Source organism: Bacillus sp. YBsi01 (genome assembly GCF_038406745.1).
GTDB lineage: Bacteria > Bacillota > Bacilli > Bacillales > Bacillaceae > Bacillus > Bacillus siamensis.
Genome location: NZ_CP151679.1, coordinates 2,734,179 through 2,760,547, shown reverse-complemented (window position 1 = coordinate 2,760,547; position 26,369 = coordinate 2,734,179). Strand labels below are relative to the sequence as shown.

Sequence of the window (26,369 nt, the reverse complement as noted above, 5' to 3'; positions counted from 1 at the left end):
AAACAAAAGGATGGAAAATACGCATGTATAAATTGGCAAATGATCATACTAAAAAAGCGCATGTTCAGGCGGGATTTTTAACTTATCGTAAATATAAATGAGGTAAAAAAATTTCGGCGGCTTTTTCTTACGCAGGCTTGTGCCGAACCCCAATGGGGAAGGGCGGAAAGCCGTTTTCGGCAGCAAAGCTGATGGAGCGCCGCATCTTGTGAAATGGGGAAGAAATTATTATGATAGATAAGGTAGCAGAAAACATAAAAACCCCAATTCAACACTACTGTTATCGGCTGACTGTGAAAGCCTTTTAATAGAAAGGAAGAGGAAAATGAATCAAAACAATATGGGAGGCAGCCAAAAGACGCCTGAAAAAGAAAGCATGGGCCGCATTTTATGGCAGTTAACCCGCCCTCATACATTGACGGCATCGTTTGTGCCCGTACTTCTCGGCACTGTATTGGCGATGTTTTACGTAAAGGTTGATTTCCTGCTGTTTTTGGCCATGCTGTTTTCCTGCCTTTGGATCCAGATCGCCACGAACTTATTCAATGAATATTACGATTTTAAACGCGGTTTAGATACGGAGGATTCTGTCGGTATCGGCGGAGCGATCGTCCGCCACGGCATGAAGCCGAAAACGATTCTGCAGCTGGCGCTCGGCTCTTATGCGATTGCCCTCGTGCTCGGTGTTTATATCTGCATGAGCAGCAGTTGGTGGCTTGCGGCAATCGGCCTTGCCGGCATGCTGATCGGCTACCTGTATACGGGCGGCCCGCTGCCGATTGCGTATACACCGTTCGGTGAACTGTTCTCCGGCATTTGCATGGGCTCTGTGTTTGTCCTTATTTCTTTCTTCATTCAGACTGGCGGAATTAATGAACAGAGCATTTTGATTTCCATCCCGATCGCCATCTTGGTCGGCGCGATTAACCTGTCCAATAATATCCGTGATATTGAAGAAGATAAAAAGGGCGGACGTAAAACGCTGGCGATTTTGATGGGGCATAGGGGAGCCGTCATGATACTGGCCGCGTCCTTTGCCATCGCTTACATCTGGATCGTCGGTCTTGTTATCATGGGATATACAAGCCCGTGGCTGTTCCTGGTCTTTTTGAGCGTGCCGAAACCCGTTCAGGCCGTGAAAGGCTTCGTGAAAAACGAAATGCCGATGAACATGATTATTGCGATGAAATCAACGGCGCAAACCAATACATTCTTCGGATTCCTGCTTTCCATCGGACTCCTGATCAATTATTTCCTGATCAAATGACAAGGCAAATGCCATAACGGCATTTGCTTTTTTTATGACATAATCTTCACGATTTTGTAAAGAACCTGACCGCCGACCGAACCGTCTGATATGTGGACAGCAAAGCAAGGAGATGAAAAAAATGGACTTGTCAACAGCCCATATGGATGATTTAAAAACGGTCATGGAAGATTGGAAAAATGAATTATTAGTTTATAAATTCGCTTTAGATGAGCTGGATACGAAGTTTTCTATCATCAGTCAGGAATATAATCTGATTCACGGGCATAACCCGATCGAGCATACAAAATCACGCGTGAAAAGTTTCGAGAGTATCGTCAATAAACTGATGCGCAAAGGCTGCGATGTGACGACGCAAGAAATGAAAGAGCATATTCATGATATCGCGGGTGTCAGGATTATCTGTTCTTTTATATCAGATATTTATAATGTCGCTGAGGTTTTGAAACAGCATAAGGACCTGAAGATCGTGAAGGTGAAGGATTATATCAAACATCCGAAGCCGAACGGCTACCGCAGCCTGCATTTGATTATTGAGATTCCCGTCTATTTGACGAATCGGGTGGAATATGTGAAGGCGGAGATCCAAATCCGCACCATCGCCATGGATTTTTGGGCGAGTCTTGAACATAAAATTTATTACAAATTAAATAACGAAGTCCCGAAGCATCTGACTGACGAGCTGAAGGAAGCGGCGGACATCGCCCATTATTTAGACGAAAAGATGCTTGGGATTAAGAAAGAAGTCGATTAACCGATTGGCGCATCATAAACAGCCGGACTGCAAATAAAAGCGGTCCGGCTGTTTGTTTATCCAATGACGCTCACCGTTTTTCGCTGTCGGCCTTGATCGTCTTGCCTCCCTTCACATAGACCTCGCCGCTAAGATCATTTTCTTTCCTCACTCCAAACAAAGAAGAAAGATATCAACTCGTAAACAGCACATTCCCGCAGAAAAAATGTGTGAGATCGAGGTTTACTTTTGAAAAAAAGGGAAAGAAAATGATACAACAAAAAGGGAGATGAATATCAGTGGGAAAGAATGAAACAATGCATATCGTATCATGTGCCGATGATAATTATGCTCGTCATTTGGGTGGGATGTTCGCTTCTTTATTGATGAATATGGATAAAACAAGGAATGCCAAATTATATGTGATCGACGGCGGAATTACTGCCGAAAACAAGGACAAGCTTGAACAGACTGCGATGTCATTCGGAACGCCGCTTGAATTTTTAGAAGTGGATGCTGATCAATACAAACATGCGGTCGAAAGCAGCCACATTACAAAAGCGGCTTATTACCGCATTTCCATTCCTGATTTAATTAAGGATGAGTCCGTAAAGCGGATGATTTACATTGATTGCGATGCAATTGTGATGGAAGATATTTCGGTTTTATGGGATTTGGATATTTCCCCGGCAATAGTTGCGGCAGTAGAAGATGCCGGACAGCATGAAAGACTGAAAAAAATGAATATCAGCGACACGGCCAAGTATTTCAATTCCGGCATTATGATTATAGATTTTGAACCTTGGAGAAAACAGAATATTTCCAAAAAAGTGATTGATTTTATCAATGAAAACAGTTCGGAGGATTTTCTCGTGTTTCATGATCAGGACGCGCTTAACGCGGTCTTATATGATCAATGGCATGAACTGCATCCGCGCTGGAACGCGCAGACGCATATTATCATGAATGAGAAAACGCCTCCTGAACTGATCGACCGTATACGTTACAGAGAAACACGGGCCGAACCGGCCATCGTCCATTTCTGCGGCGGAGACAAGCCTTGGAATACAGGCACCGCGCACCCGTACCGTGATCATTATTTCCGATATATGTCCTTTACGAAATGGAACACGATCGATCGCCCGGCCATGAACCAATAGGCAGATGGGAGAAAAACGCTTATGAAGCCATGATGCGGCTCATAAGCGTTTTTTTAATGTTTCACCCGAATCGCACGCACGCGTTTTTGCAGGCTGGTCTTTTCGGCAGACGGCTTCAGCCGGCTGACCGCCGTTTGGGCCGCTGATTTTGCCTTTTTCGTTTTGGTTTTTTCGGCCGTTTTCACTTTGTCCCTTGCCTGCTTCCGGTTGAGTTTCTCTTTTATCCGGTCAAGCCGTTTTTCCAGAGCGGTTTTTTCTTTTCCCGGCTGAAGCTCGCTCACTGCTTTTTTGGCTTTTGCGGCGTTGGCCTCAGAGGTCTTTTTTTCGGCCTGTCTGACGCTGGCCCCAGCCGTTTTCAAAAGGCCTGAATTGACAGCGTCAAGCCGCTTTTGCAGTCCTTTTTTCTCTGATCCGGCCGGTAATTTCCGGATGGCGCTTTGTGCCGCATTAACGGCGGTTTTTTTCTTTTGTTTTTCGGCAGTCCGGACTTTGTCTTTGGCGTCCGTCACATTTCTTGCTGTCTGAACTTTATTGATTCGGGACTCGAGGGCGGTTTTTCCCTTTGACTTGGAAAGCTTGCTGACAGCCGTTTTTGCTTGATTGATATCTGCCTGCTTTTTCGTTTTTTCCGCTTTTATTACGGCCCGTTCGGCAAAGCTCTTTTGCTTTGCGTGATATTGCACCAGCCCGTACCCGAATTGGCTGTCACGTCCGGGAGCGCCCAGATCTTTGATGTTTTGCTGCATCTGCTGTCGGAGCTGTGTATTTGTTTCTTCCGGATATTTTTGCTTGAGCAGCGCGAACATTCCGGTGACGTGCGGCGCGGCTTGAGATGTGCCGTCAGCCACGGCGTACATTTGATTCAGGTACGTGCTCGTAATATTGGTGCCGGGTGCGGTAAATTCAATTTGTTTTCCGGTCGTGGAAAAAGCCGCAAGACCGTTTTTTTCGGTTGACGCTGAGACTGCCGTTACGCTGCTGTAGGCGCCCGGATAATTGACGGGTTTTTTGTTGCCGTCGTTTCCTGCGGCGGCTACGATCACAATGCCTTTTTTGTATGCTTTGTCGACGGCGTCGTGAAGAATTTTGCTGTCTGCGTTAGTTCCGAGACTCATATTGATGATGTCCATTTTGTTGGCGATGGACCAGTCGATCGCTTTAAGAAGGCTTTTGAGATCTCCCGCACCTTTTCTGTCCAATGCTTTAACCGCATATAACCGGACATCCGGCGCGATGCCGTCAATGCCGTATCCGTCATGTTTGGCGGCAATGATGCCGGCGACATGCGTACCGTGCCCGTTGTCATCTTTGTATGAAGATGTATAGCTGACTGCGGAATAGCCTCCCGCAATGGAAAGGTCATCGTGAGGGTAAATGCCGCTGTCAATAACAGCCACTTTCACCTTTTTTCCCGTCAAGCCTTCTTTCCAGGCCTGCTTGACCTGAGTGGGCTCTATATCCCATTGCGGCAGCGTGTAACTGCTGCTTGATGCCGCTGTTAACGGGTGGATATCAGAACCGCCTGCTGCCTGAAAGGATACATTGTCTTCAACATATAAAATGTCAGGATCATGTTTCAGGTCTTTCACCGTTTCCGAATCAGCCGACACGGCGACTGCGGGAAGATGCTCATAGGTCTGTTCTACATCCGCTCCGCTGTCTATGGCGGACTCCTTGCCGTTATTATTTTTGTAGACCACGATAACGTCCCGGTCCTGCGTCTCGGCGTGAGCGGGTGCCGCGGCTGCGAACAGGGTGACGCACAAGGCCGCGGCCATGATCGGTTTCAGGGTGTGATACATTGTGATTCCCCCTTTTTCTTTATATATCGGCAGTGCGGAATTCTTTTTTTCCTAAGGGATAAGGAAAATTTCTGTATGCAAATGTAAGCGTTTCCAAAATATGATGGAGAAAATGCTTTAAGACATCTGCGCAATGAACTCAAAAAGGGGGTTTTTGATAAATGAGTACGTTTAATCGGGTAATGGAAGAAAAAATCATGCCTGTCGCCGGAAAAGTCGCCGGCCAAAGGCACTTAAGGGCTTTGCGGGACGGCATTATTTTGACTATGCCGCTTATTATCATCGGATCGGTTTTTCTGATTCTGACGAGTCTTCCGATTCCCGGTTATGCCGATTTTATGGCTGGTCTTTTCGGTGAAAATTGGGTTGAAAAGCTCGGGTATCCCGTGAATGCGTCCTTTGACATTATGGCGCTTGTCGCCGCCTTCGGGATTGCTTACCGGCTTGCGGAAAGCTATGAGGTGGATGCCCTGTCGTCGGGAGCCATTGCCCTTGCCGCCTTTTTATTGGCGACGCCGTATCAGATTCCGTTTATCCCTGACGGCTCGTCAACAGAGATTATGGTGGGAGGCGGCATTCCGATTTCGCTGCTCGGAAGCAAAGGTCTGTTTGTCGCGATGATCATTGCAATGCTGTCTACGGAAGTGTACCGGTTTATCGTACAAAGAAATATCGTCATTAAGATGCCTGACGGAGTGCCGCCTGCGGTCAGCAAATCGTTTGTTGCGCTCATCCCCGGTTTCTTTATTATTACGCTCGTATGGCTGGCCCGTCTGTTTATTGAAATGACTCCTTTTAAAAGCCTCCACAATGTCGTAGGCGACCTTCTGGGCACTCCGCTGTCTATTCTGGGCGGGAGTCTCGGCGGAAGTCTTGTCGCCGAATTCGTGCAAATGCTGCTTTGGTCGTGCGGCATACACGGCGCGTCCATTATCGGCGGGGTCATGTCGCCGATCTGGTACGGGGCGATGGACGCCAACCGTTTGGCTTTTCAGGCGGGAGAAGCGCTGCCGAGCATTTTTACGACACAGTTCTTTCAAATATGGATCAATGTCGGCGGAAGCGGCGCGACGCTTGCCCTTGTGCTGACCATGCTTGTGCGATCCAGAAGCAAACAGATGAAACAGCTCGGCCGACTCGGCATCGGACCCGCGATCTTTAACATTAACGAGCCGATTATTTTCGGGATGCCGCTCGTCATGAATCCGCTGTTAATCGTGCCTTTTATCATCGCACCGCTCTTGACCATTACGGCGACGTACATCGGGATGAGCACGGGAATGGTGGCAAAACCGGCGGGAATCGCCGTGCCGTGGACGATGCCGCCGCTGATTTCCGGTTATCTGGCGACGGGCGGGAAAATCTCCGGTTCGGTCATGCAGCTGATCAACCTCCTGATTACATTTATCATTTATTATCCGTTTTTCAGAATGTGGGATCTTCAAAAATGGAGAGAGGAACGGGCAGCGGAACAAAACGTCACAGAAGAAATATAAAAAAACGGGCGCTTCTGCCCGTTTTTTTTAACGCTGGAAAAATTCGATCCATTCGCCGTCAGGTCCTTCAATGTAAAAGTAGCGGTATCCGTTCGGAAGCGTCGTGATTTCTTCATCGATAAATACGGCGCCCTGACGCTTCGCATGCGTGAATTCCGCCGCGATATCTTCAGTTAATAAAGCGATATGATGCACTTTTCCTTCTGCGGGAAGCTCGCTGCTGTAGCCTTGAATCAGCTCAATCTCCGTCTCAGGCCCTTCCTGAAAGCCGAGAAAGGCAAGTTCAATAATGCCGTTCGTATGAGTGATACGATCCTTTAACTGCATACCGAGAACGTCTTGGTAAAAAGCAATGGATGTTTCAATATCTTTGACCATAATGCCTGTATGGTCGATTCTTTTGGCTGTCATGGTTTTCCCCCTGTTTTGAATTTTTCGGGACAATGCATGTTTTATGGTACGATAAGAGAAAGCAAAACGAAAGAGGAATGCACAATGAAGCTACTTACAGTGAAAGATACATTTGCCGGAAAGCTGAAAAAAGGATTCCCCCTGATTGAAAAAGACGCTCTGTCCGGAAGCTCGGCTCACTTAACAGAGGGCGATCTTTTTGATGTGACATCCGAGAAGGGCGAATTTATCGGGAAAGGCTATTACGGTTTGCAGAATAAAGGAGTCGGCTGGGTGCTGTCCCGTGCGAGAGACGAACAAATCGACGGACGTTTCTTTCTGGACAAGCTGAAAAAAGCGGCTGAAGCAAGAGCCCATCTGTTTGAGGCGCCCGATACGACGGCGTTCCGTCTGTTCAACGGTGAGGGCGACGGCATCGGCGGCGTCACGATCGATGTCTATGACGGTTATCTGCTGATTCAGTGGTACAGCAAAGGCATTTATGCATATAAGGACAGTTTGATTGAGGCGATTGACGGGCTGGGGCTCTCTTATAAGGCGATCTACGAAAAGAAACGGTTTGATACCGCCGGACAGTACGTGGAAGACGACGACTTTGTCAAAGGTGAAAGAGGAGACTTTCCGGTCATTGTTCAAGAAAACGGCATACAGTACGCGGTGGATTTAAACGACGGGGCGATGACGGGCATTTTCTTAGACCAGCGTCATGTACGCAAAGCGATTCGGGACAAGTATGCAAACGGCAGACGGGTGTTGAATACGTTCTCTTATACGGGGGCATTTTCGGTTGCGGCGGCGCTTGGAGGAGCTGAAAAAACGACCAGTGTCGATGTCGCCAACCGCAGTCTTGCAAAAACGATTGAACAGTTCAGCGCCAACGGAATTGATTACGAAGCACATGATATTAAAGTCATGGATGTTTTCAAATACTTCGGCTATGCGGAGAAAAAAGGGCTGGCGTTTGACCTCATCATCCTTGACCCGCCTTCTTTCGCCCGTACAAAAAAACGGACGTTCAGCGCGGCGAAAGATTATAAAAACCTGCTGAAGGAAACGATCGCCATCACCGCAAAAAACGGCATCATCGTTGCATCGACAAACAGCAGCGCCTTCAATATGAAGAAATTTAAAGGCTTTATAGAGACCGCCTTTAAAGAAACAAACGAGCGTTACGACATTTTGGAAGAATATACGCTTCCGGAAGATTTCAAAACGATTCCCGCGTTTAAAGAAGGGAACTATTTGAAAGTTGTTTTCTTACGGAAAAAATAAACAAAAAAAGCCGGGCATGCAGCCCCGGCTTTTTTTCTATTCAATAATCTGCTGGACCCGGCCGATTCGCCCGTCCTCCAGGCGAACCTTAATGCCGCGCGGGTGGAAGCTTGAGTTCGTCAAAATATCTTTCACGATTCCTCTTGTCAGTTTTCCTGAACGCTGATCGGCTTTCAAGACGATATCGACTTCAAGCCCTTTTCTGATGCTGTTTCGCTGCTGGCCGTTCATATGACACATCCGTTCTTCAGTCTTTTCATTTCATGTCTTATCATATCGTGTTTTCGTCTTTTTATGAAGGACAGGCTGATTGATCTCTGGCAAATAAAAAAGACCGCTCTGTCAGGAGCAGTCTTTTATGACATAAACGAAAGCAAAATCGGGGCCGCGCACAGCGTCATAATCGCGGCGAGAATCATGGACACGCTTGAGATCGTACCTGAAACGGAGCTGAGCTCAAATGCTTTAGATGTTCCCGCTCCGTGCGCGCTTGTTCCGAGCAGCACGCCCCGGGCAATTTCGTTATCAATGCGGAAATAGCGGATGACCATCGGCCCGATGATCGTTCCCAATAAAGCGGTTAAAATGACGAAAACCGCTGTAACGGCCGGCATCCCGCCGATCATTTCTGATACGTTCATGGCAATCGGCGTCGTCACTGATCGCGGCACGAGACTGTCGACTAAGCTGCTGCCGAGATGGAACCATTTTGCGATAAAGGCCGTTGACAGAATGGCGATACATGAACCGACCGCTACGTTCAAAATAATTTCCACGGCGTATTTCTTTAAAATCGGGAAATATTTATAAAGCGGGATGGCGAACGCCACTGTTGCCGGCTGAAGCATATCGGTCAGCAGTCCGCCGCCGAGATTGTATGTCTGATACGGGACATTGACAAGAAGCAGCAGTACGACCAAAACAGCGGGCGTAATCAGAAGCGGCGACGTATACACCCGCGGAAAACGAATGTAGAGTTTTTTCGCGCCCAAATACACTAAGACAGTTAAGAATAAACTTATGATTCCGATGAACACGTTTGTTTTTTCTCCTTTCTTTTTGCTATCAGCTGTGTAAGCGTACCTGTTGAAACCATCACGACAAATGTGCTGATGATGACGACAAGTAAAATGCTTACACCGAATTTAGACATAATATCTCCGTATTCAATCACTCCGACGGCAGACGGGATGAAAAACAACAGCAGCTCACCAAGGAGCCATGCTGCGCCAAGCTCGATCCATTCAAGCTTGATAATCTTGAAATGCAACAATGTGAAAAGAATCACAATCCCGATTATACTGCCGGGAATATTTATATGAAGAGCCGCCGTGACCCAATTGATCAGACGCGCAAATATAAACAGCAGAGCGATTTGAATAACGGTAAGCAACAATTTTTTCATAATGATGCCTCCCTTATATTTATATTGTACATAAGGTTTTGCTATAGGTAAAATATATATAAAGAATAATATGTATTCCTTTTGTCTATAGAAAGGATGAAATGAAATGGACATCCGGCACTTAACGTACTTCTTGGAAGTGGCCCGTTTGAAAAGTTTTACGAAGGCTTCGCAGTCACTGTATGTTTCACAGCCGACAATTTCAAAAATGATTAAAAATCTGGAGACGGAGCTCGGCATCAAGCTGTTTTACCGCAATGGCCGGCAGGTTGAACTGACTGATGCCGGACAGAGCATGTATGTGCAGGCGCAGGAAATCACAAAGTCATTTCAAAACCTGACATCAGAGCTGAATGATATTATGGAGGTAAAGAAAGGGCATGTCCGCATCGGATTGCCGCCGATGATCGGGTCGGGCTTTTTCCCGAGAGTGCTCGGTGACTTCCGCGTCACATATCCCGATGTGACGTTTCAGCTCGTAGAAGACGGCTCTATTAAAGTGCAGCAAGGTGTGGAGGACGGCTCGCTTGATATCGGGGTCGTCGTGCTTCCCGCGAATGAAGAGATTTTTCATACGTTTACAATCGTAAAGGAAACCCTCATGCTCGTCGTCCATCCGTTACATCGGCTCGCGGACGAGAAAGAATGCAGTCTTCACGAATTGAAAGAAGAGCCGTTCATCTTTTTCAGGGAGGATTTTGTCCTTCACAATCGAATTATGACGGAATGTGTGAAAGCCGGGTTCAGGCCGCACGTCATTTATGAAACGTCACAGTGGGACTTTATCAGCGAAATGGTATCGGCCAATCTCGGCATCGGCCTGCTGCCGGAAAGAATCTGCCGCGGCCTTGATCCTGAGAAAGTCAAAACCATTCCGCTCGTTCACCCGGTCATTCCGTGGCATTTAGCCATCATTTGGCGGAAGGACCGCTACATGTCCTTTGCCGCCAGAGCCTGGCTGGAACATACAAAATCGTACTTGTGGAATCCGAAAAAGAGAAAAAAGGATGATTAAGCATGGATGCACAAACCGCAGCTCAACACTTGAGTAAAGTGCGGGAGCAATGCCCGCTCGTTCACAGTATCACCAATAACGTCGTCACGAACTTCACCGCTAACGGCCTGCTCGCGCTCGGCGCATCACCCGTTATGGCTTATGCAATTGAGGAGGCCGCCGACATGGCGAAAATCGCCGGAGCGCTCGTCCTGAATATAGGCACCCTCAGTCCGGCATCGGTTGAAGCTATGATCGCCGCGGGAAAATCAGCCAACGAAAACGGCGTTCCGGTCATTTTTGATCCGGTAGGCGCCGGCGCCACGCCGTTTCGGACGGCATCAGCCCGCAAAATCATACAGGAGGTCCGCTTGTCCGTCATTCGCGGAAATGCCGCGGAAATCGCCAATATTGCCGACGTATCCGATTGGAAGATAAGAGGCGTGGATGCTGGGGAAGGCGGAGGAGATACGCTTCAGCTCGCCAAGACGGCTGCAAGCGGGCTGAAAACGGTCATTGCGATTACCGGAAAAACTGACATCATCTCTGACGGCACCGACACATACGCCGTTCATAACGGTGATAAACTGCTGACGAAGGTGACGGGGGCGGGATGCCTGCTGACGTCTGTAATCGGAGCGTTCTGCGCAGCGGGCCAGGATGTTCTGCAAGCGGCGGTTTCAGCCGTTTCTGTATACGGAAGCGCCGCTCAGCTTGCCGCTTTGGACACGTCTCACAAGGGCCCGGGCAGCTTCCAGATTGAGCTTTTAAACAAGCTGGCAAGCATTTCAGAACAAGAAGCGGCCGAGCTTGCTGCAATTGAAAGGATGACAGAAAAATGACGCGTATTTCTCGGGAAATGATGAAGGATATGTTATCGGTTTATTTTATTATGGGATCAAATAATACTGACGCAGACCCCGTGTCTGTGGTGAAAAAAGCCATAGAGGGCGGCGCTACGCTTTTTCAATTTCGGGAAAAGGGGAGCGGTTCTTTAACAGGGGAGGAACGTGTCCTGTTTGCAAAGCAGGTGCAGGATGTCTGCAGACAGGCCGGCATTCCTTTCATCATTAATGATGATGTTGAATTGGCCTTGCGCCTTAAGGCGGACGGAGTGCATATCGGCCAGGATGATGCAGACGCTGCAGAAACGAGAGCGGCAATCGGTGATATGATTCTCGGTGTATCAGCACATAATGTCTCCGAGGTGAAGCGGGCGGAAGCTGCCGGAGCCGATTACGTCGGAATGGGACCGGTCTATCCGACCGAAACGAAAAAAGATGCTGAAGCTGTGCAGGGCGTTACATTGATTGAAGAAGTGCGGCGTCAGGGCATCACGATTCCGATTGTGGGAATCGGCGGCATTACGGCGGCGAATGCGGCGCTCGTCATTAAAGCGGGAGCAGACGGCGTCAGCATGATCAGCGCCATCAGCCAAGCCGATGATCCAAAAGAGGCGGCGCGCAGATTTTTTGAAGAAATTCAGCGTTCCAAAGCAAAAAGCTGACATGTTTCTGTCAGGAGGGCTGTCCGGGGAGGACGGCCCTTTTTTTGTATGCGCAACTTTTTATTGACAAAGGGCGAGATCGGACTATGATTATGATATATAATGATAATCATTTTCAACTACAGGAGGTGCATGATGGCACGGAAGCTTGCTTTCATGTTATTCAGCCTGCTCGTCATAGCCAGTTCTTCTGCCGTGGCGAAAGGCGCCGATCCCATCGCTTCACTTATCAGCCTGAATCAGCAAATGATTCAATCTGCAAAGGACGGAAACCTGCAATCCGCCGAAAAAACATTTTCACAATTCAAAACAGTATGGAAAAAAGAAGAGCCTGCTATTAAAAAAGAAAATCTATCTTCCTATTCAAAAATGAACTCCAATATCGCAATGATTTCACTTTCTTTGCTTAATAAAGACACCAAAAAGGTACAGGTGGAGCTTTCTGAGCTTGGGTCCCATTTAGAAACCTACCGGCAGGCCGTCACATTAAAAGGTGCAGCCGTCGGGAGCTCAAGGCTTACACTCTCAGCCTATATTCAAAGCTTAAAAGAGACGAAACAGCTGATCAAAAGCAGCCAAAGTGCTGAAGCCCAAGCAAAAATCGATCAGCTTGTCACGAATTGGCTGGCTGTCGAAGGAGACGTCGTATCCCAATCCAAAACGGCCTACACGACCTCAGAAGAGAATCTGGCACTCATGAAGGCGGAAGCCGAAAACCGCCCGGATCAGGCCGTTAAACATATTGACGAAATGATTCAGCTCCTTGAGCCGATTGCGTCAAGCAGCTACAGCTGGCTGGACGCCGCTCTTATCCCGATAAGAGAGGGAATGGAGGCGCTTCTTGTGATCGGCGCGCTGTTGACGATGACGAAAAAAGCCCGTGTCACCCGTTCATCCGCTTGGATCTGGGGCGGAGCGTCACTCGGCATGCTCGTCTCTCTCGGGGCGGGAGTCGGCGTCACCCTGCTGTTTTCCTCAAACATTTTCGGAGAAAACAATTTTCTGCTCGGCGGCGTGACCGGCATTCTGTCTGCCGTGATGCTCCTGTTTGTCGGAGTCTGGCTCCACCGCAACGCTTCAATGGATAAATGGCGGGAAAAAATCAACACACAAAAATCGCAGGCGCTTAAAAAAGGAAGTCTGCTGTCCTTCGCGCTGATCGCCTTTTTGGCAGTCGTCAGAGAAGGGCTTGAAACAGTAATCTTTTTTATCGGCCTCGTCGGCAAGCTGCCGCTTACCGAATTAATAGGAGGAACCGCAGCGGGATTGCTGATCCTTGCGGCAGCGGGTTTTCTCATGATTAAACTCGGAATGCGGATGCCGTTAAAGCCGTTCTTTCTGCTGTCCATGGCCGTCGTTTTGTATATGTGCGTGAAATTTCTCGGTACGGGCATCCACAGCCTGCAGCTGGCGGATATTCTCCCGTCTGACGCTGAAAGCTGGCTTCCGTCAGTATCGTTTCTCGGCATCTATCCGTCGGTTTTCAGCACCATTCCGCAGCTGTTCATCATTGGCTTTTTAGCCGCAGCACTCATCATGGAAGCCGTAAAATTAAAGTCGAATAGAAGGGAAGTTGCAAAATGAAACAGATCCGGAAAGCGGCTTTATCAGCCGGCTTACTCCTCGCTCTGTGCTCGGGCTGCGGCGCTCAGCAGTCAGCGTCTGACAAAGGAGCCGAAAAAACCAGTGTTAACCAGGACATCAAAGCATCAGTGGACAAAATGGAGGATATTCTGACCAAACTGAATGAATCCGTTAAAAAACAAGACCGGAAAGGCATTCAGCAAAAAGGAAAAGAACTGAACAGCTACTGGCTCTCATTTGAAAATAAAATCCGCGGAGATTATCCGTTTGAATACACGGATATCGAAAAGCACCTGCAGCCGATTTATACAGAAGCACAAAAAGATAAGCCTGATACAGAGAAGATTAAATCGGAATCTATATCGCTGACAGCCTCGCTGGAGGAGCTGACGGGCGCTGGAAAAAGCAGCAAAAAGGCCAGTGACCAGCTCAAGAAAGCGGCGGGTGACTATAAAACATATGTCAAAGAACAGAGCGATCAGCTTGTAAAATCGACCGAAGCGTTCACAGACGCCGTCAAGGCGGGGAACATCGATCAAGCGAAACAACTTTATCCGAAGGCGCGCGTCTATTATGAGCGAATTGAACCGATTGCCGAAAGCCTCGGCACGCTTGATCCGAAAATCGATGCCCGAGAAAATGATGTGGAAGAAGGCGGCAAATGGACGGGCTTCCACAAGCTTGAAAAAGCGCTCTGGAAGGACAATCAGATTTCTGGCGAAAAAGAAACGGCCTCCGTCCTGTTAAAGGATGTGAAGAAGCTTGACGGTTCTATCGATTCTCTCAAACTGACACCTGAACAAATCGTCGCTGGCGCCATGGAGCTTCTGAATGAAGCGGGCATCTCAAAAATCACGGGTGAAGAAGAACGTTACTCCCGGATTGATTTAACAGATCTGGCCGCCAACGTCGAAGGCTCAAAAGCCGTCTATGAAACAGTGAAAAGCGCGCTTGTGAAAGATCATTCCGGCGTCACGGAAAAACTTGATACGGAATTCAGCGAATTTGAAGTTTTGATGTCGAAATACAAAACAGGCGATCATTCGTATACGCCTTATGATAAATTAAGTAAAGATCAAATCAGAGAGATAAGCACGAAGCTGACGGCCCTTTCTGAAACCATGTCGAAGATTGCCGATGTGCTTTAAAAGGAGTTATGACACAGCATGAGCGATGAACTAAACAAGGAAAAACAGATCCACAGACGGGATGTCCTGAAGTGGGGCGCCGTAGCGGGCGCCGCCGTCGCTGTGGGAGCGAGCGGCCTCGGAGGACTCGCTCCGCTCTTCAAACCGGCGGCCACCGCTTCAAAGAAGAGTGAAGGAAAAAGTGATAATGAACAAATCGTTCCTTTTTACGGGAAGCACCAAGCGGGAATCACAACGGCGCATCAGACGTATGTGTATTTTGCGGCGCTTGATGTCAAGTCAAGCGACAAAGCTAATGTCATCTCCCTCTTCAGAAATTGGACCAGTCTGACGCAGCTGCTGACCTCAGGCGCCGCTTTGTCAGGCGAGCAAAAAAATAAATATATGCCTCCGCAGGATACCGGGGAGTCGCAGGATCTGGCACCGGCGAATTTAACCGTTACCTTCGGCTTCGGCGCCGGATTTTTTGAAAAAGACGGGAAGGACCGCTTTGGGCTGAAGGATAAAAAACCGAAGCACCTCGCTGACATTTCGCCGATGCCTAACGACAAGCTCGATCAGAAACAAGGCGGCGGTGATATCGTCATTCAGGTCTGTGCGGATAATGAACAAACGGCGTTCCACGCGGTGCGCAATCTGATTAAACAGGCTGTCGGCGTGTGTGAAGTCCGTTTTCTCAATAAAGGTTTCTTAAGCGGCGGGAAAAACGGCGAAACCCCGCGCAACCTTTTCGGTTTCAAAGACGGCACCGGCAACCAAAGCACAAAGGATGAAAATCTGATGAATTCAATCGTTTGGGTTCAATCAGGGGAGCCGGACTGGATGACGGGCGGCACGTACATGGCGTTTAGGAAAATTAAAATGTTTTTAGAAATATGGGACCGTTCATCCTTGAAGGAACAAGAGGATACGTTTGGGCGAGTGAAAAGCTCGGGCGCTCCTTTCGGACAAAAAAAGGAGACTGATCCCGTCAAGCTGAATCAAATTCCCGCCGACTCGCATGTCAGCGTGGCGAAATCAACCGGCAGACAGATTCTGCGGCGGGCGTTTTCTTATACGGACGGAATCGACCCGAAGACGGGCTATGTTGACGCAGGCCTGCTGTTTATCAGCTTTCAAAAAGACCCGGACCGCCAATTTGTCCCGATGCTGAAAGCTTTGGCGGCAAAGGATGCGCTGAATGAATACACACAAACGATCGGCTCTTCTTTATTCGCCTGTCCCGGAGGCTGTAAAAAAGGAGAATATATCGCCCAGAAGCTGCTGGAATCGTGACACCTTCCATATAGAAGGTGTTTTTAAAAAACTCTTGTAACTATTTTTGTTACAACATAAAATAAAAAGGAAAGGAGACATACAATGACACTGCAGATTAAAGTATATACTGATTATGTATGTCCGTTTTGCTTTGTCGGCAAAGCGGCGTTTGAAGAAGCAATCAAGGACAAGGACGTACAGGTGGAATGGATGCCGTTTGAATTGCGTCCGAGTCCCTCACCGAAACTTGATCCGGTAAATGATCCCGCAAAGCGGCAGATGTGGAAAAATTCAATTGAACCGATGGCACAGTCTTTAGGCGTTGAGATGACATTCCCACGCGTATCACCGCATCCCTATACGGATTTGGCGTTTGAAGGTTTTCATTTTGCGAAGGAATATGGGAAAGATAGCGAATACCATACACGCATTTTTCAGGCATTCTTTCAGGAAGAACAAAATATCGGTGACATAGACGTGCTGACAAAGCTCGCGGAAGAAGCCGGACTTGACGGCGTCGCGTTCAAAGAGGCGCTTGAGACAAGAGCGTACAGGGACATGCAGCGGGAAGCGCTCCGCCATGCCTATGAGGAAGCCGGAATTACAGCAGTGCCGACGTTTATCATCGGCGATGAAAGAATCCCGGGCGTCGCGGGAAAGGAAATTTTCGAACAAATCATTGAACGGGAATTGAATAAACGTTAATCCGTAAAAAGCCCTCTTTGCATCAGCAAGAGGGCTTTCCCATATAGTGTTGGACAAATATTTGTCTGTCCGCTTCATACGCCGCGGCGTCAAAGGAGTCACCGCAAAAATGAAGGCACCAAGGGTCTTTCTGGCAGGCGACACCGACTTGATAGCCGTGTTTTTGAAATTCGAGCGACTGTGATGTGTCATAAAAATGAAAGCCTTGAAACAAATCCTCTCGCCACTCCATGTCATATTGAGCGGCCATTAACAATCCGTCAATGGCGTCAGCGGGCATAAACAGTCCGTCTTCATCACCGTTCTCGAATTCAAGCGGATGGTAAGCATTCCCGCGCTTTCCCAATCCGCTGCCCGCTTTCCCGCCAAATGCCGTTCGGCGGAAGCGTTTTGCAGCCCGCGACACCGAGAAGACCGAGCTCACGGTGAGATTGAAAGATATGAAGCATGTCTCGCAGGAAATGCTGATGAATGATAAATGTATCCTGATGCAGATACATTTTATATTTTGGAAGGGTGTTTCAGCGCTTTGTTGTAGGAGGAGGCCATGCTTTCTGAATCGTATTTCGGCATGATATCAACGGAATGTGAAGGGGGAACGGTAAGCTTCAGAATATGGTTTTTGCATCGGGAGTAGAGCGACTCATCATTCACGCAAATGACAAACAGAAATGAATGTGCATCCATTACATGCTCCTCTCGGCCTCAATCACGTATTGATAGGCCGATGCTTCTGTCAGAAAATCATGTCTTATGCCAAGCTGTACGCATACTTCGTGCAATGAGGCGATGGCCCGGTGATAAGAGGGATGATCAACGCGGATCGCCTCAATGCGTTTCACCTCGTAGCCTGCCGCTTTAAATAATAAAAGAGTTTCTTCTCGGGTAAAAAAACGCAGGTGGGTCTGATCCATTAACCCGGCGTCCCTGTAAGTCCATTTGCCGGCTAAAAGCTCCAGCACCACTGAGATGTGGCCGACATTCGGTATGCATGCAAGCACCGTGCCGTCTTTTTTGACATACGGGCGAAGCTTTTTCAGCACTGACCACGGGTCGACAAGATGCTCCAGAACGTCTCCGAACAGCATACAATCGAATTGTTCTGATTCGTACGGAAGAATGGCGGATTCAATGTCGCCGCAAAACACATGGCTCAATTTACTTTCCGCCTTTTTTGCTGCTTCAGGAGACGCTTCAATGCCGTAAACCGTTATTCCGCGGTCTTCAATCGCCGTGCCTAAATTGCCCGTGCCGCAGCCGACATCGAGCACTGTCCGCCAGTTTTTGTCTATTTTGTTTAATAAATAAGGATTCAGGCCTTCGTAGTAGCTCTGTTGTTTTTCATCATAATAGGGATTCGTATCCATCCGTGTATCACCTCATAAATGGGCATAATACACAAGATATGCAGCGGGGGGATCTCATATCACCATGTTTGGCTGTTCAGGTAGCGGAATGGGGCGGGAATGGTTGTCCGTTCACGGTTTTGTACTCTGATTCCCCTCTTAAGATGGCAGTGTTCCTTTGAAAACTCGGGTGAAAGGATCCGCCTGTAAATCTTACTGCTGGCGGATGGTGTTTTTCATTGGTGTTTTTTTCTTCACCGCTTTTTCAGTATTTAAGAATCGCCTTACATCGTCAATGTGCAAACCCATGATTCTAGCTTCTTGAATTAACAATTGCCAATCTTGATCTATATTCTTCATTACATGAGTTTTCATAAGAACCTCCAATTGAAAAAATGATTTGCCCAGCTACAGCAGCCGATGTGTAACAAATATCACACATAGTTGGCCGGTAATCCCAAATTGAAGATGAATTCACCTACCTATTCCCTAAAAAAATGACTGAAATAACCAAAATCCTTCAAGAATTCTTACGTATAATAATAAACAAATAAATACTGACTGGATAGTATGTAAATAAAAATAAATCATATGACCTATTAACATTTACCCTTTGATCGTCGACTAGCATATTCTTTTTGTATAAAAAATACCGCAAAAGAATGATTCGGTGTAAGATAAAGTGAATGATCAAACAGCTGGGGTAAAAAATGAAAAAAAACAAATTTCAAATTAAGAGAGAAGAAACATTTGAAAGTTTTATTGACGCAGGCCTTCATCTCCTGATTGACAGAGCTTACGATTCAGTCTCAATCGATGACATCAGTAAAGCGGCGGGGTTCAGCAAAGGCGCGTTTTACGTTCATTTTGAAAGCAAGGAAGATTTTCTGAAGCATTTGTTAGACAGGCGTCAGATTAAAAAAAGGATCATCACGGGCTATCTCGACGAATTAGAAAAGCAAACAGCGCGGCCGTTGACGCTTTGTGAAGCCGCGGCAAGCGCAGCAAGCCTGTTGATGCGGTTTGTAAACAGCAAGCCTGCCTGGAATGTGGTGTCTTTTGCCGTTCATATGCCTACTTACAAAGTCGTCAGTGAATATGAGGCGTATATCCGCCTGTATAAGTTATGGATAGAAGAAAGCGCCATGTACATAAATTGGCTCAAATCGAGAAATTTAATAGAAGACCATATAGATACCGAGCATACCGCTAACATGATGTGCGCGCTCATCGACGGGATGATTAAGCAATCCAATGTGCTGGGAAGGCCGGTTACTTTCCGCAGCATGTTTGACGCGTTCTATGTTTTTGTCAGCGGCAGAAAATCAGGGTAACGTTCTTCTTGATTTGACAAAAGGTTTAGAAAAGTTTTTCAGAAAGCGAGGAACTGCCATGCGTTACAGAGAAATTATGATGTATATCATTATGGGTGTGTTCACGACGATCGTGAACATCGTCAGTTTTTACATTCTGACGGCGGTATTTGAGATGGATTACAAGGCGGCGACCGTCGCCGCTTGGGTTCTGTCCGTTCTATTTGCATATGTCACGAATAAACTGTATGTATTTCAGCAAAAAACCGCGGGGATGCGGAGTCTGATGAAAGAATTGACTGCCTTTTTCAGCGTGCGGGTTTTGTCTCTCGGCATAGATCTCGCGATGATGATTCTTTTGGTCAGTCAATTTCACATGAACGAAACGTTGGCGAAAATCGCCGATAACGTCATCATCGTAGTCGTCAACTATGCTGCCAGCAAGTGGATTGTTTTCAGAAAAGCAAAAGAAGGGGGCGTGTCATAACGGTTTCTTTCCGCGCCTGGGGGGAAAGAGTAACGGTGAAAGGGGATGCGTATGAAACACAAAATAAAGAAAGCGTTTGCGGATGTATTCGGGGAATCGGAAGGCCTGCGTCTTTTCTTTGCGCCCGGCAGAGTGAATCTTATCGGGGAGCACACAGATTATAACGGGGGCTGCGTCTTTCCGTGCGCGCTGACGATCGGTACATATGCAGCCGTCAGAGAAAGAGGGGACAGGCTCGTCAGAATGTACTCTCACAATCTTAAGGAAGCAGGCATAAAAGAATGCAGTCTCGATGATATCCGCTATCAGAAAGAGGACGGGTGGGCCAATTATCCGAAAGGGGTCATGGCGGAATGCCTCCGCAGCGGTTTTTCCCTTCCGCACGGCTTCGATATTGTATTCTGGGGAAATATCCCGAACGGCGCAGGGCTGTCATCATCAGCTTCTATTGAACTTGTCACGGCGGTCATTCTCAAGGAATGTCATGAGCTTGATGCGGATATGCCCGATTTGGTGAAACTGGCTCAAGCGGCGGAAAATTCCTTTATCGGCGTCAGCTGCGGCATTATGGATCAATTCGCCGTCGGGATGGGAAAGAAAGATCATGCGATCCTGCTGAATTGTGGAACGCTCGCCTTTGAATATATTAGACTCGGGATGTCGGGACTGTCGATCGTGATTGCGAATACCAATAAAAAACGGACGCTTGCAGACTCAGGCTATAATACGAGGCTCAAGGAGTGCCGGGAAGCGCTTTATGATCTGCAGAAGCACCTTTCCATTCAGTCGCTGGGGGAGCTGTCTCCCTCCGCTTTTGATTCGCATGCGGAGCTGATTCAGAATGAAGTGAACAGGCGCCGGGCGAAACACGCCGTCTATGAAAATCACCGCACCAAAAAGGCAGCCGGCATGTTCAGTAACAATCAGCTTCATCATATCGGTGAATTAATGAGGGATTCGCATCTCTCGTTACGCGATGATTACGAGGTGACAAGTTTTGAGCTGGACACACTGGCTGAAGCGGCCTGGCGCCACGAGGGGGTTGTCGGGTCAAGGATGACGGGAGCCGGTTTCGGAGGCTGTACGGTCAGTATCGTCAAGGATGATGCGGTTTCAGATTTTATTGAAACGGCAGGAGCCTGCTATGAGGAACAGACCGGGGGAAAGGCCGATTTTTATACGGCGGACATCGGAGCCGGAGCGAGAGAACTAAGGGGGGATGACGATGGCGATTGAGCGGCATGTGGAACGTTTAATCCGGTACGGACTGCAAAAAGAGCTGATTTCCTTTCTTGATATTGAATATACAAGAAACCGTTTATATGAAACTTTGCATATCACCCATCCGGCGCCATCAGCACGGACGGAAAATGAATCGGAGGCATCTCTGCCGGACATACTGGCCCCGATTTACGAATGGGCGGCAGCAACAGGCCGGATTGCAGCCGATACAGACACATATCGCGATCTGCTGAGTGCGAAGATCATGGGCTGCTTTGCCCCGCAGCCGTCTGAGATTGTCCGGCGCTTTGAAGAAACAAAGGCGGTGCACGGGCCGGAGCAGGCGACAAAGGCATTTTACCGATTTTCAGAGGATGTGTATTATATCCGTTCGGACAGAATTCAGCGGAATATCGGGTGGACGGCTGAGACAGCTTACGGAAAGCTGGATATCACGATCAACCTTTCAAAACCTGAAAAAGATCCGAAAGCAATTGCCGCTGCCAAAGAGCAGCCTCAATCCGAGTATCCGAGATGTGTTCTCTGTAAAGAAAACGTCGGGTACGAAGGGAGGCCGGATCACCCCGCCCGTCAAAACCTTCGCGTCATTCCGGTGATTCTCGGCGAGGAGCAGTGGTTTCTGCAATTTTCTCCGTATGTGTATTACCGGGAGCATTGCATCGTATTGAAAGACCGGCACGAACCGATGAAGATCAGCAAAAAAACGTTTGACAGGCTGCTGGCGTTCGTCAGCCAGTACCCTCACTATTTTCTCGGTTCCAATGCTGATTTGCCGATTGTCGGCGGCAGTATTTTAAGCCACGATCATTTTCAGGGCGGCGATCATGAATTTCCCATGGCGCAGGCGGAGACAGAAAGCCGTTACAGGCTGCCTGATTATCCGAAGACGAAGATGGGCATTGTGAAGTGGCCGATGTCGGTCATCCGTCTGCAAAGCGAGAGCGCATCTGAGCTATCTGACGCGGCGGACACCATCCTGCGGGCATGGCGCGGCTATACCGATGAAGCGGCGGATATCCTCGCTTATTCAGGAGAAACACCGCACAATACAATTACGCCGATAGCCCGGCGGAGAAACGGTTTATTCGAATTAGATCTCGTCCTCAGAAATAATCGCACCTCTGATGAACATCCGCTGGGAATTTTTCATCCCCATCAGGAAGTTCATCATCTGAAAAAAGAAAATATCGGACTGATTGAGGTGATGGGGCTGGCGATTCTGCCGGGGCGTCTTGAACAAGAGTTGAAACGCACGGCTGAAGCGCTGTGCTCACCGGATCCGGATGCGGCCTTAACGGCCGATCCTTTTGCGGCCAAGCATAAAGATTGGGCGCTCGGCGTGCTGCATAAGCGGAAGGTAACGAAAGAAAACGCGGAACAGATTCTAAAAGAAGAAATCGGCCATGTCTTTGCGCGGATATTGGAGCATGCCGGCGTCTTTAAACAGACAGAAGAAGGCAGAGCGGCTTTCCGGCGGTTTATCGGCCATTTGCACGCTCTGCCTGAAAAAAGCCTCATCCCTTAAGGGACGAGGCTTTTTTTTATCCTCTGCTTCTGGCGATCAGGCTGAACAAGAATACCACGATCGCCGCTCCGATGATTGCCGGAATGATGGCAAAGCCGGCAAGGTGCGGGCCCCATGTGCCGAGCAGGCCGTGCCCGATCCATGCGCCGATCAGACCTGCGATCATTGACCCGATAATCCCCCCGGGCATACTTCCTTTTACAAATAAACTTCCGATCCAGCCGATAATAATGGCAACAATCAGAGATACGATAAAACTCATAAATATCACTTCCTATTTTTTATTATTTATGCCTATATGATTCCTTCGTTTTGTCTATATTAAACATAGGAATGTGTTTTTTATAATGAACATATCAAGGCGCGTTCCGGTCTTTTTTTTCCCTATGCGTTGCGTTAAAATGGTAACCGTGTGAAAAGGTGAGAGCAAAGGGAAAAATATTTTCTTTATGGAATGGTTAACAAAATGAAACTTTTTGTTGACCCGCGTTTTTTATTGTGGTAAACCTTTATTTGGTATTATTCATTCTCACTATCTTTTTTCTCTATATATGCTAAATGATCTAAAACTTTTTATGTTTGATTTACGCAAGTGAAAAAAGTTCATGCATTTTTTGACGATTTTGTGACATTAGGGCGAAAAAAAGATGAACTTTAGAAAAAAATAAAGCTAATAAGAGCAGATTTTGATAGCATAACAAGGTAGATAGAGAAAAGATTTTGAGAAAGTACATTTCAGATTCACTACATCAATAGGAAGGATGGTGATCTTCTTGTTCAGAGCATTTAAACCGTTACTTTTATTAGCGATGTTGGCTGTTGTTTTCGTACTGGGCGGATGCAGCGACATTTCCGTGTTAGATCCGAAAGGACCTGTAGCAGACCAGCAAAAAGATCTGATTCTCTTGTCAATCGGATTTATGCTGTTCATTGTCGGCGTCGTATTCGTACTATTTACAATCATTTTAGTGAAATACCGCGACCGCAAAGGCAAAGACAGCGGAAATTACAAGCCTGAGATGCACGGCAACACGTTCTTAGAAGTAGTCTGGACAGTGATCCCAATTTTAATTGTCATTGCACTTTCTGTGCCTACCGTACAGACGATATATTCGTTAGAAAAAGCGCCTGAAGCGACCAAGGATAAAGAACCGCTTGTCGTTTATGCTACTTCGGTAGACTGGAAATGGGTATTCAGCTACCCTGAGCAGGATATTGAGACGGTAAATTACCTGAACATTCCTGTAGACCGTCCGGTATTATTTAAAATTTCTTCAGCAGATTCAATGGCGTCGCTATGGATTCCTCAGCTTGGGGGACAAAAATACGCGATGGCGGGAATGCTGATGGATCAATACTTACAGGCTGACAAAGTGGGAACATATGAAGGCCGCAACGCGAACTTCACCGGCGAACACTTTGCCGACCAGAAATTCAACGTAAAAGCCGTTACGCAAAAAGACTTTAACAGCTGGGTGAAAAAGGCCCAGAGCAATTCTCCAAAGCTGACGAAAGAGAAGTATGACGAACTGATGCTTCCGGAGAATGTCGGTAAATTAACGTTCTCTTCTACACACTTAAAATACGTTGACCACGGCCAAGATGCCGAATATGCGATGGAGGCGCGCAAACGCCTTGGCTACAAAGCCGTATCACCGCACTCTAAAACAGATCCGTGGGAAAATGTAAAGAAAAACGAATTTAAAGTATCCGACGATAAACAAGATTGAAATTGAACAAGAAAGGAGGAAGCCCGAATGAAATTGAGATGGGATGAATTTTTTGTAACAGGTGACCCATTAATTCTGGGCGCACAAGTTTCCATTGCGCTTTCCACTATTGCTATCATCGTTGTACTCACATACTTCAAAAAGTGGAAGTGGCTCTGGTCTGAATGGCTTACGTCCGTAGACCATAAGAAACTTGGAATCATGTACATTATCTCTGCTGTTATCATGCTGTTCCGCGGCGGGGTAGACGGTTTGATGATGCGTGCCCAGTTAGCGCTTCCTAATAACAATTTTTTAGACTCAAACCACTATAATGAGATCTTTACGACTCACGGTACGATCATGATTATCTTCATGGCGATGCCGTTTTTAATCGGTCTGATCAACGTTGTCGTACCTTTGCAGATCGGTGCGCGCGACGTAGCATTCCCGTACTTGAACAACCTGAGTTTCTGGACGTTCTTCGTAGGTGCGATGCTATTCAATATTTCTTTCGTTATCGGGGGTTCTCCGAACGCAGGCTGGACGAGTTACATGCCGCTGGCAAGCAACGACATGAGCCCTGGGCCTGGTGAGAACTTCTACCTGCTCGGTCTTCAGATTGCCGGTATCGGTACGCTGATGACGGGTATCAACTTTATGGTGACAATCCTGAAAATGCGTACGAAAGGCATGACGCTGATGCGTATGCCGATGTTCACATGGACGACGCTGATTACAATGGTTATTATCGTATTCGCCTTCCCTGTTCTGACAGTGGCATTGGCGCTCTTATCATTTGACCGTTTGTTCGGCGCTCACTTCTTCACGCTGGAAGCCGGCGGTATGCCGATGCTTTGGGCTAACTTATTCTGGATTTGGGGACACCCTGAAGTTTATATCGTTATCTTACCGGCATTCGGTATTTTCTCTGAAATTATTTCAGCTTTTGCAAGAAAGCAGTTATTCGGTTACAAAGCGATGGTCGGCTCTATTATCGCCATTTCCGTCCTGAGTTTCCTTGTATGGACACACCACTTCTTCACAATGGGGAACAGTGCGTCTGTTAACTCTTTCTTCTCGATTACAACGATGGCGATTTCGGTTCCGACCGGGGTTAAAATCTTTAACTGGCTCTTTACGATGTATAAAGGCCGAATCAGTTTTACAACACCGATGCTGTGGGCGCTTGCGTTCATCCCGAACTTCGTTGTCGGCGGGGTAACAGGGGTTATGCTCGCGATGGCTGCAGCGGATTATCAATACCATAATACGTACTTCCTTGTATCTCACTTCCACTATGTGCTGATCGCGGGTACGGTATTTGCGTGTTTCGCAGGATTTATTTTCTGGTATCCGAAAATGTTCGGCCACAAGCTGAACGAAAGAATCGGAAAATGGTTCTTCTGGATCTTTATGATCGGATTTAATGTATGTTTCTTCCCTCAATACTTCCTGGGGCTGCAAGGTATGCCTCGCCGTATTTACACTTACGGACCGAATGACGGATGGACTACATTAAACTTTATTTCAACTGTCGGAGCCTTCATGATGGGTGTCGGATTCTTAATCCTTTGCTACAACATCTACTACAGCTTCCGCTACTCTACTCGCGAGATCAGCGGAGATTCATGGGGCGTGGGACGTACGCTTGAGTGGGCGACTTCATCTGCGATTCCGCCGCACTACAACTTTGCGGTGCTTCCTGAAGTGAAATCTCAAGATGCGTACCTGCAATTGAAAGAAGACAAAACGGATATTCATCCGGAAAGCAAATTCAAGAAAATCCATATGCCACACAACTCCGGCAGACCGCTTATTATGTCAGTGGCGTTCGGTTTTGCAGGATTTGGACTTGTATTTGAATGGTTCTGGATGGGCATTGTCGGCTTGATCGGCATTCTGCTTTGCATGGTGCTTCGTTCATTTGAATATGACAACGGCTACTATATACCTGTTGAGGAAATAAAAGAGACGGAAAGAAAGATTTCCGAATAAAGGAGGCG

Annotated in this window: 26 protein-coding genes and 1 pseudogene; 18 read left to right on the top strand and 9 right to left on the bottom strand. The window is 47.5% G+C overall.

All coding sequences use genetic code 11. The features are described 5' to 3' along the window. The first annotated feature begins 325 nt into the window (after positions 1-325). From AADZ70_RS13865 to AADZ70_RS13855, 3 genes are all read left to right on the top strand, one after another. On the top strand, positions 326-1,267 hold the full coding sequence (locus tag AADZ70_RS13865; protein ID WP_016937498.1) for a 1,4-dihydroxy-2-naphthoate polyprenyltransferase: 942 nt from the start codon (positions 326-328) through the stop codon (positions 1,265-1,267). Between the two features lie 121 nt (positions 1,268-1,388). Continuing rightward, positions 1,389-2,021: a GTP pyrophosphokinase family protein gene (locus tag AADZ70_RS13860; protein ID WP_007407732.1), complete on the top strand. Its 633-nt coding sequence runs from the start codon at positions 1,389-1,391 to the stop codon at positions 2,019-2,021. Positions 2,022-2,299: 278 nt separating this feature from the next. After that, positions 2,300-3,160 carry a glycosyltransferase family 8 protein gene (locus AADZ70_RS13855; RefSeq protein WP_016937499.1) on the top strand — a complete coding sequence of 287 codons (861 nt, stop codon included), beginning with the start codon at positions 2,300-2,302 and terminating at the stop codon, positions 3,158-3,160. A 53-nt stretch (positions 3,161-3,213) separates the two neighbouring features. Here AADZ70_RS13855 and AADZ70_RS13850 read toward each other — a convergent pair whose 3' ends face one another. Then, positions 3,214-4,962: a S8 family serine peptidase gene (locus AADZ70_RS13850; RefSeq protein WP_342007204.1), complete on the bottom strand. Its 1,749-nt coding sequence runs from the start codon at positions 4,960-4,962 to the stop codon at positions 3,214-3,216. Positions 4,963-5,123: 161 nt separating this feature from the next. On the opposite strand from AADZ70_RS13850, the gene celB reads away from it, so the two are divergent. Continuing rightward, positions 5,124-6,458 carry a PTS cellobiose transporter subunit IIC gene (celB, locus tag AADZ70_RS13845; protein ID WP_342007203.1) on the top strand — a complete coding sequence of 445 codons (1,335 nt, stop codon included), beginning with the start codon at positions 5,124-5,126 and terminating at the stop codon, positions 6,456-6,458. Positions 6,459-6,485: 27 nt separating this feature from the next. Here the strand turns inward: celB and AADZ70_RS13840 are convergent, their stop codons facing one another. After that, entirely contained in the window at positions 6,486-6,869 is a 384-nt protein-coding gene (locus AADZ70_RS13840; protein WP_032875731.1) for a VOC family protein, read from the bottom strand. An 84-nt stretch (positions 6,870-6,953) separates the two neighbouring features. Between AADZ70_RS13840 and AADZ70_RS13835 the strand changes: the two genes are divergently transcribed. Next, the gene (locus AADZ70_RS13835) at positions 6,954-8,141 is read left to right on the top strand and encodes a class I SAM-dependent rRNA methyltransferase (RefSeq protein WP_342007202.1); all 1,188 of its coding nucleotides are present in this window, start codon (positions 6,954-6,956) and stop codon (positions 8,139-8,141) included. A 36-nt stretch (positions 8,142-8,177) separates the two neighbouring features. On the opposite strand, the gene AADZ70_RS13830 is transcribed toward AADZ70_RS13835, so the two are convergent. The 3 genes from AADZ70_RS13830 to AADZ70_RS13820 all read right to left on the bottom strand — a co-directional run bounded on the left by AADZ70_RS13830 (position 8,178) and on the right by AADZ70_RS13820 (position 9,546). Then, a complete protein-coding gene (locus AADZ70_RS13830) occupies positions 8,178-8,372 on the bottom strand; it encodes a YwbE family protein (protein ID WP_016937504.1) in 195 nt (64 codons plus the stop codon). Positions 8,373-8,497: 125 nt separating this feature from the next. Next, entirely contained in the window at positions 8,498-9,178 is a 681-nt protein-coding gene (locus AADZ70_RS13825) for a CidB/LrgB family autolysis modulator (RefSeq protein WP_012118753.1), read from the bottom strand. Beyond that, positions 9,160-9,546 (bottom strand): CidA/LrgA family holin-like protein, encoded by a 387-nt coding sequence (locus AADZ70_RS13820; RefSeq protein ID WP_016937505.1) that lies wholly within the window; start codon positions 9,544-9,546, stop codon positions 9,160-9,162. The genes AADZ70_RS13825 and AADZ70_RS13820 overlap by 19 nt, the downstream gene beginning before the upstream one ends. Before the next feature lie 106 nt (positions 9,547-9,652). Here AADZ70_RS13820 and AADZ70_RS13815 point away from each other — a divergent pair, with 106 nt between their 5' ends. The 7 genes from AADZ70_RS13815 to AADZ70_RS13785 all read left to right on the top strand — a co-directional run bounded on the left by AADZ70_RS13815 (position 9,653) and on the right by AADZ70_RS13785 (position 16,741). After that, positions 9,653-10,561, top strand: coding sequence for a LysR family transcriptional regulator (locus AADZ70_RS13815; RefSeq protein WP_016937506.1), 909 nt, complete (start codon positions 9,653-9,655; stop codon positions 10,559-10,561). 2 nt (positions 10,562-10,563) lie between these two features. Continuing rightward, entirely contained in the window at positions 10,564-11,382 is an 819-nt protein-coding gene (gene thiM, locus AADZ70_RS13810) for a hydroxyethylthiazole kinase (RefSeq protein ID WP_342007201.1), read from the top strand. After that, on the top strand, positions 11,379-12,047 hold the full coding sequence (thiE, locus tag AADZ70_RS13805) for a thiamine phosphate synthase (protein WP_342007200.1): 669 nt from the start codon (positions 11,379-11,381) through the stop codon (positions 12,045-12,047). The genes thiM and thiE overlap by 4 nt, the downstream gene beginning before the upstream one ends. Before the next feature lie 135 nt (positions 12,048-12,182). Further along, positions 12,183-13,631 carry an FTR1 family protein gene (locus AADZ70_RS13800; RefSeq protein ID WP_342007199.1) on the top strand — a complete coding sequence of 483 codons (1,449 nt, stop codon included), beginning with the start codon at positions 12,183-12,185 and terminating at the stop codon, positions 13,629-13,631. Then, positions 13,628-14,779, top strand: a complete 1,152-nt coding sequence (gene efeO / locus AADZ70_RS13795) for an iron uptake system protein EfeO (protein WP_342007198.1) — start codon at positions 13,628-13,630, stop codon at positions 14,777-14,779. The genes AADZ70_RS13800 and efeO overlap by 4 nt, the downstream gene beginning before the upstream one ends. An 18-nt stretch (positions 14,780-14,797) precedes the next feature. Further along, entirely contained in the window at positions 14,798-16,054 is a 1,257-nt protein-coding gene (efeB, locus tag AADZ70_RS13790) for an iron uptake transporter deferrochelatase/peroxidase subunit (protein ID WP_342007197.1), read from the top strand. Positions 16,055-16,138: 84 nt separating this feature from the next. After that, positions 16,139-16,741, top strand: a complete 603-nt coding sequence (locus AADZ70_RS13785) for a DsbA family oxidoreductase (RefSeq protein WP_342007196.1) — start codon at positions 16,139-16,141, stop codon at positions 16,739-16,741. A gap of 22 nt (positions 16,742-16,763) precedes the next feature. On the opposite strand, the pseudogene AADZ70_RS13780 reads toward AADZ70_RS13785, so the two are convergent. The 3 genes and pseudogenes from AADZ70_RS13780 to AADZ70_RS13770 all read right to left on the bottom strand — a co-directional run bounded on the left by AADZ70_RS13780 (position 16,764) and on the right by AADZ70_RS13770 (position 18,462). Next, positions 16,764-17,428: pseudogene (locus AADZ70_RS13780) on the bottom strand (glycosyltransferase family protein). After that, positions 17,428-18,108, bottom strand: a complete 681-nt coding sequence (locus tag AADZ70_RS13775) for a class I SAM-dependent methyltransferase (protein ID WP_342007195.1) — start codon at positions 18,106-18,108, stop codon at positions 17,428-17,430. The pseudogene AADZ70_RS13780 and the gene AADZ70_RS13775 overlap by 1 nt, the downstream one beginning before the upstream one ends. Before the next feature lie 192 nt (positions 18,109-18,300). Then, complete coding sequence (locus AADZ70_RS13770; RefSeq protein ID WP_016937514.1) at positions 18,301-18,462, bottom strand: anti-repressor SinI family protein; 162 nt, start codon at positions 18,460-18,462, stop codon at positions 18,301-18,303. A gap of 335 nt (positions 18,463-18,797) precedes the next feature. Between AADZ70_RS13770 and AADZ70_RS13765 the strand changes: the two genes are divergently transcribed. The 4 genes from AADZ70_RS13765 (at position 18,798) to galT (ending at position 22,654) form a co-directional block, all read left to right on the top strand. Then, positions 18,798-19,421 carry a TetR/AcrR family transcriptional regulator gene (locus tag AADZ70_RS13765; protein WP_045925755.1) on the top strand — a complete coding sequence of 208 codons (624 nt, stop codon included), beginning with the start codon at positions 18,798-18,800 and terminating at the stop codon, positions 19,419-19,421. 79 nt (positions 19,422-19,500) lie between these two features. Beyond that, positions 19,501-19,887 carry a GtrA family protein gene (locus AADZ70_RS13760; protein WP_032864817.1) on the top strand — a complete coding sequence of 129 codons (387 nt, stop codon included), beginning with the start codon at positions 19,501-19,503 and terminating at the stop codon, positions 19,885-19,887. 51 nt (positions 19,888-19,938) lie between these two features. After that, positions 19,939-21,123, top strand: a complete 1,185-nt coding sequence (locus AADZ70_RS13755; RefSeq protein WP_342007194.1) for a galactokinase — start codon at positions 19,939-19,941, stop codon at positions 21,121-21,123. After that, positions 21,113-22,654 (top strand): UDP-glucose--hexose-1-phosphate uridylyltransferase, encoded by a 1,542-nt coding sequence (galT, locus tag AADZ70_RS13750; protein ID WP_342007193.1) that lies wholly within the window; start codon positions 21,113-21,115, stop codon positions 22,652-22,654. Before AADZ70_RS13755 ends, galT begins: the two co-directional genes overlap by 11 nt. 16 nt (positions 22,655-22,670) lie before the next feature. On the opposite strand, the gene AADZ70_RS13745 is transcribed toward galT, so the two are convergent. Next, a complete protein-coding gene (locus AADZ70_RS13745) occupies positions 22,671-22,916 on the bottom strand; it encodes a GlsB/YeaQ/YmgE family stress response membrane protein (protein ID WP_014419187.1) in 246 nt (81 codons plus the stop codon). Positions 22,917-23,418: 502 nt separating this feature from the next. On the opposite strand from AADZ70_RS13745, the gene qoxA reads away from it, so the two are divergent. Continuing rightward, positions 23,419-24,384, top strand: a complete 966-nt coding sequence (gene qoxA / locus AADZ70_RS13740; RefSeq protein ID WP_095241275.1) for a cytochrome aa3 quinol oxidase subunit II — start codon at positions 23,419-23,421, stop codon at positions 24,382-24,384. Positions 24,385-24,411: 27 nt separating this feature from the next. Beyond that, positions 24,412-26,361, top strand: coding sequence for a cytochrome aa3 quinol oxidase subunit I (qoxB, locus tag AADZ70_RS13735; RefSeq protein WP_016937520.1), 1,950 nt, complete (start codon positions 24,412-24,414; stop codon positions 26,359-26,361). Positions 26,362-26,369 lie beyond the last annotated feature (8 nt).

Bases quoted from the DNA above. Each gene is read 5' to 3' on its own strand.
- AADZ70_RS13865 (WP_016937498.1), top strand. From the start codon at position 326: ATGAATCAAAACAATATGGGAGGCAGCCAAAAGACGCCTGAAAAAGAA.
- AADZ70_RS13860 (WP_007407732.1), top strand. From the start codon at position 1,389: ATGGACTTGTCAACAGCCCATATGGATGATTTAAAAACGGTCATGGAA.
- AADZ70_RS13850 (WP_342007204.1), bottom strand. From the start codon at position 4,962: ATGTATCACACCCTGAAACCGATCATGGCCGCGGCCTTGTGCGTCACC.
- celB (WP_342007203.1), top strand. From the start codon at position 5,124: ATGAGTACGTTTAATCGGGTAATGGAAGAAAAAATCATGCCTGTCGCC.
- AADZ70_RS13840 (WP_032875731.1), bottom strand. From the start codon at position 6,869: ATGACAGCCAAAAGAATCGACCATACAGGCATTATGGTCAAAGATATT.
- AADZ70_RS13835 (WP_342007202.1), top strand. From the start codon at position 6,954: ATGAAGCTACTTACAGTGAAAGATACATTTGCCGGAAAGCTGAAAAAA.
- AADZ70_RS13830 (WP_016937504.1), bottom strand. From the start codon at position 8,372: ATGAACGGCCAGCAGCGAAACAGCATCAGAAAAGGGCTTGAAGTCGAT.
- AADZ70_RS13820 (WP_016937505.1), bottom strand. From the start codon at position 9,546: ATGAAAAAATTGTTGCTTACCGTTATTCAAATCGCTCTGCTGTTTATA.
- AADZ70_RS13815 (WP_016937506.1), top strand. From the start codon at position 9,653: ATGGACATCCGGCACTTAACGTACTTCTTGGAAGTGGCCCGTTTGAAA.
- thiM (WP_342007201.1), top strand. From the start codon at position 10,564: ATGGATGCACAAACCGCAGCTCAACACTTGAGTAAAGTGCGGGAGCAA.
- thiE (WP_342007200.1), top strand. From the start codon at position 11,379: ATGACGCGTATTTCTCGGGAAATGATGAAGGATATGTTATCGGTTTAT.
- AADZ70_RS13800 (WP_342007199.1), top strand. From the start codon at position 12,183: ATGGCACGGAAGCTTGCTTTCATGTTATTCAGCCTGCTCGTCATAGCC.
- efeO (WP_342007198.1), top strand. From the start codon at position 13,628: ATGAAACAGATCCGGAAAGCGGCTTTATCAGCCGGCTTACTCCTCGCT.
- efeB (WP_342007197.1), top strand. From the start codon at position 14,798: ATGAGCGATGAACTAAACAAGGAAAAACAGATCCACAGACGGGATGTC.
- AADZ70_RS13785 (WP_342007196.1), top strand. From the start codon at position 16,139: ATGACACTGCAGATTAAAGTATATACTGATTATGTATGTCCGTTTTGC.
- AADZ70_RS13775 (WP_342007195.1), bottom strand. From the start codon at position 18,108: ATGGATACGAATCCCTATTATGATGAAAAACAACAGAGCTACTACGAA.
- AADZ70_RS13770 (WP_016937514.1), bottom strand. From the start codon at position 18,462: ATGAAAACTCATGTAATGAAGAATATAGATCAAGATTGGCAATTGTTA.
- AADZ70_RS13765 (WP_045925755.1), top strand. From the start codon at position 18,798: ATGAAAAAAAACAAATTTCAAATTAAGAGAGAAGAAACATTTGAAAGT.
- AADZ70_RS13760 (WP_032864817.1), top strand. From the start codon at position 19,501: ATGTATATCATTATGGGTGTGTTCACGACGATCGTGAACATCGTCAGT.
- AADZ70_RS13755 (WP_342007194.1), top strand. From the start codon at position 19,939: ATGAAACACAAAATAAAGAAAGCGTTTGCGGATGTATTCGGGGAATCG.
- galT (WP_342007193.1), top strand. From the start codon at position 21,113: ATGGCGATTGAGCGGCATGTGGAACGTTTAATCCGGTACGGACTGCAA.
- AADZ70_RS13745 (WP_014419187.1), bottom strand. From the start codon at position 22,916: ATGAGTTTTATCGTATCTCTGATTGTTGCCATTATTATCGGCTGGATC.
- qoxB (WP_016937520.1), top strand. From the start codon at position 24,412: ATGAAATTGAGATGGGATGAATTTTTTGTAACAGGTGACCCATTAATT.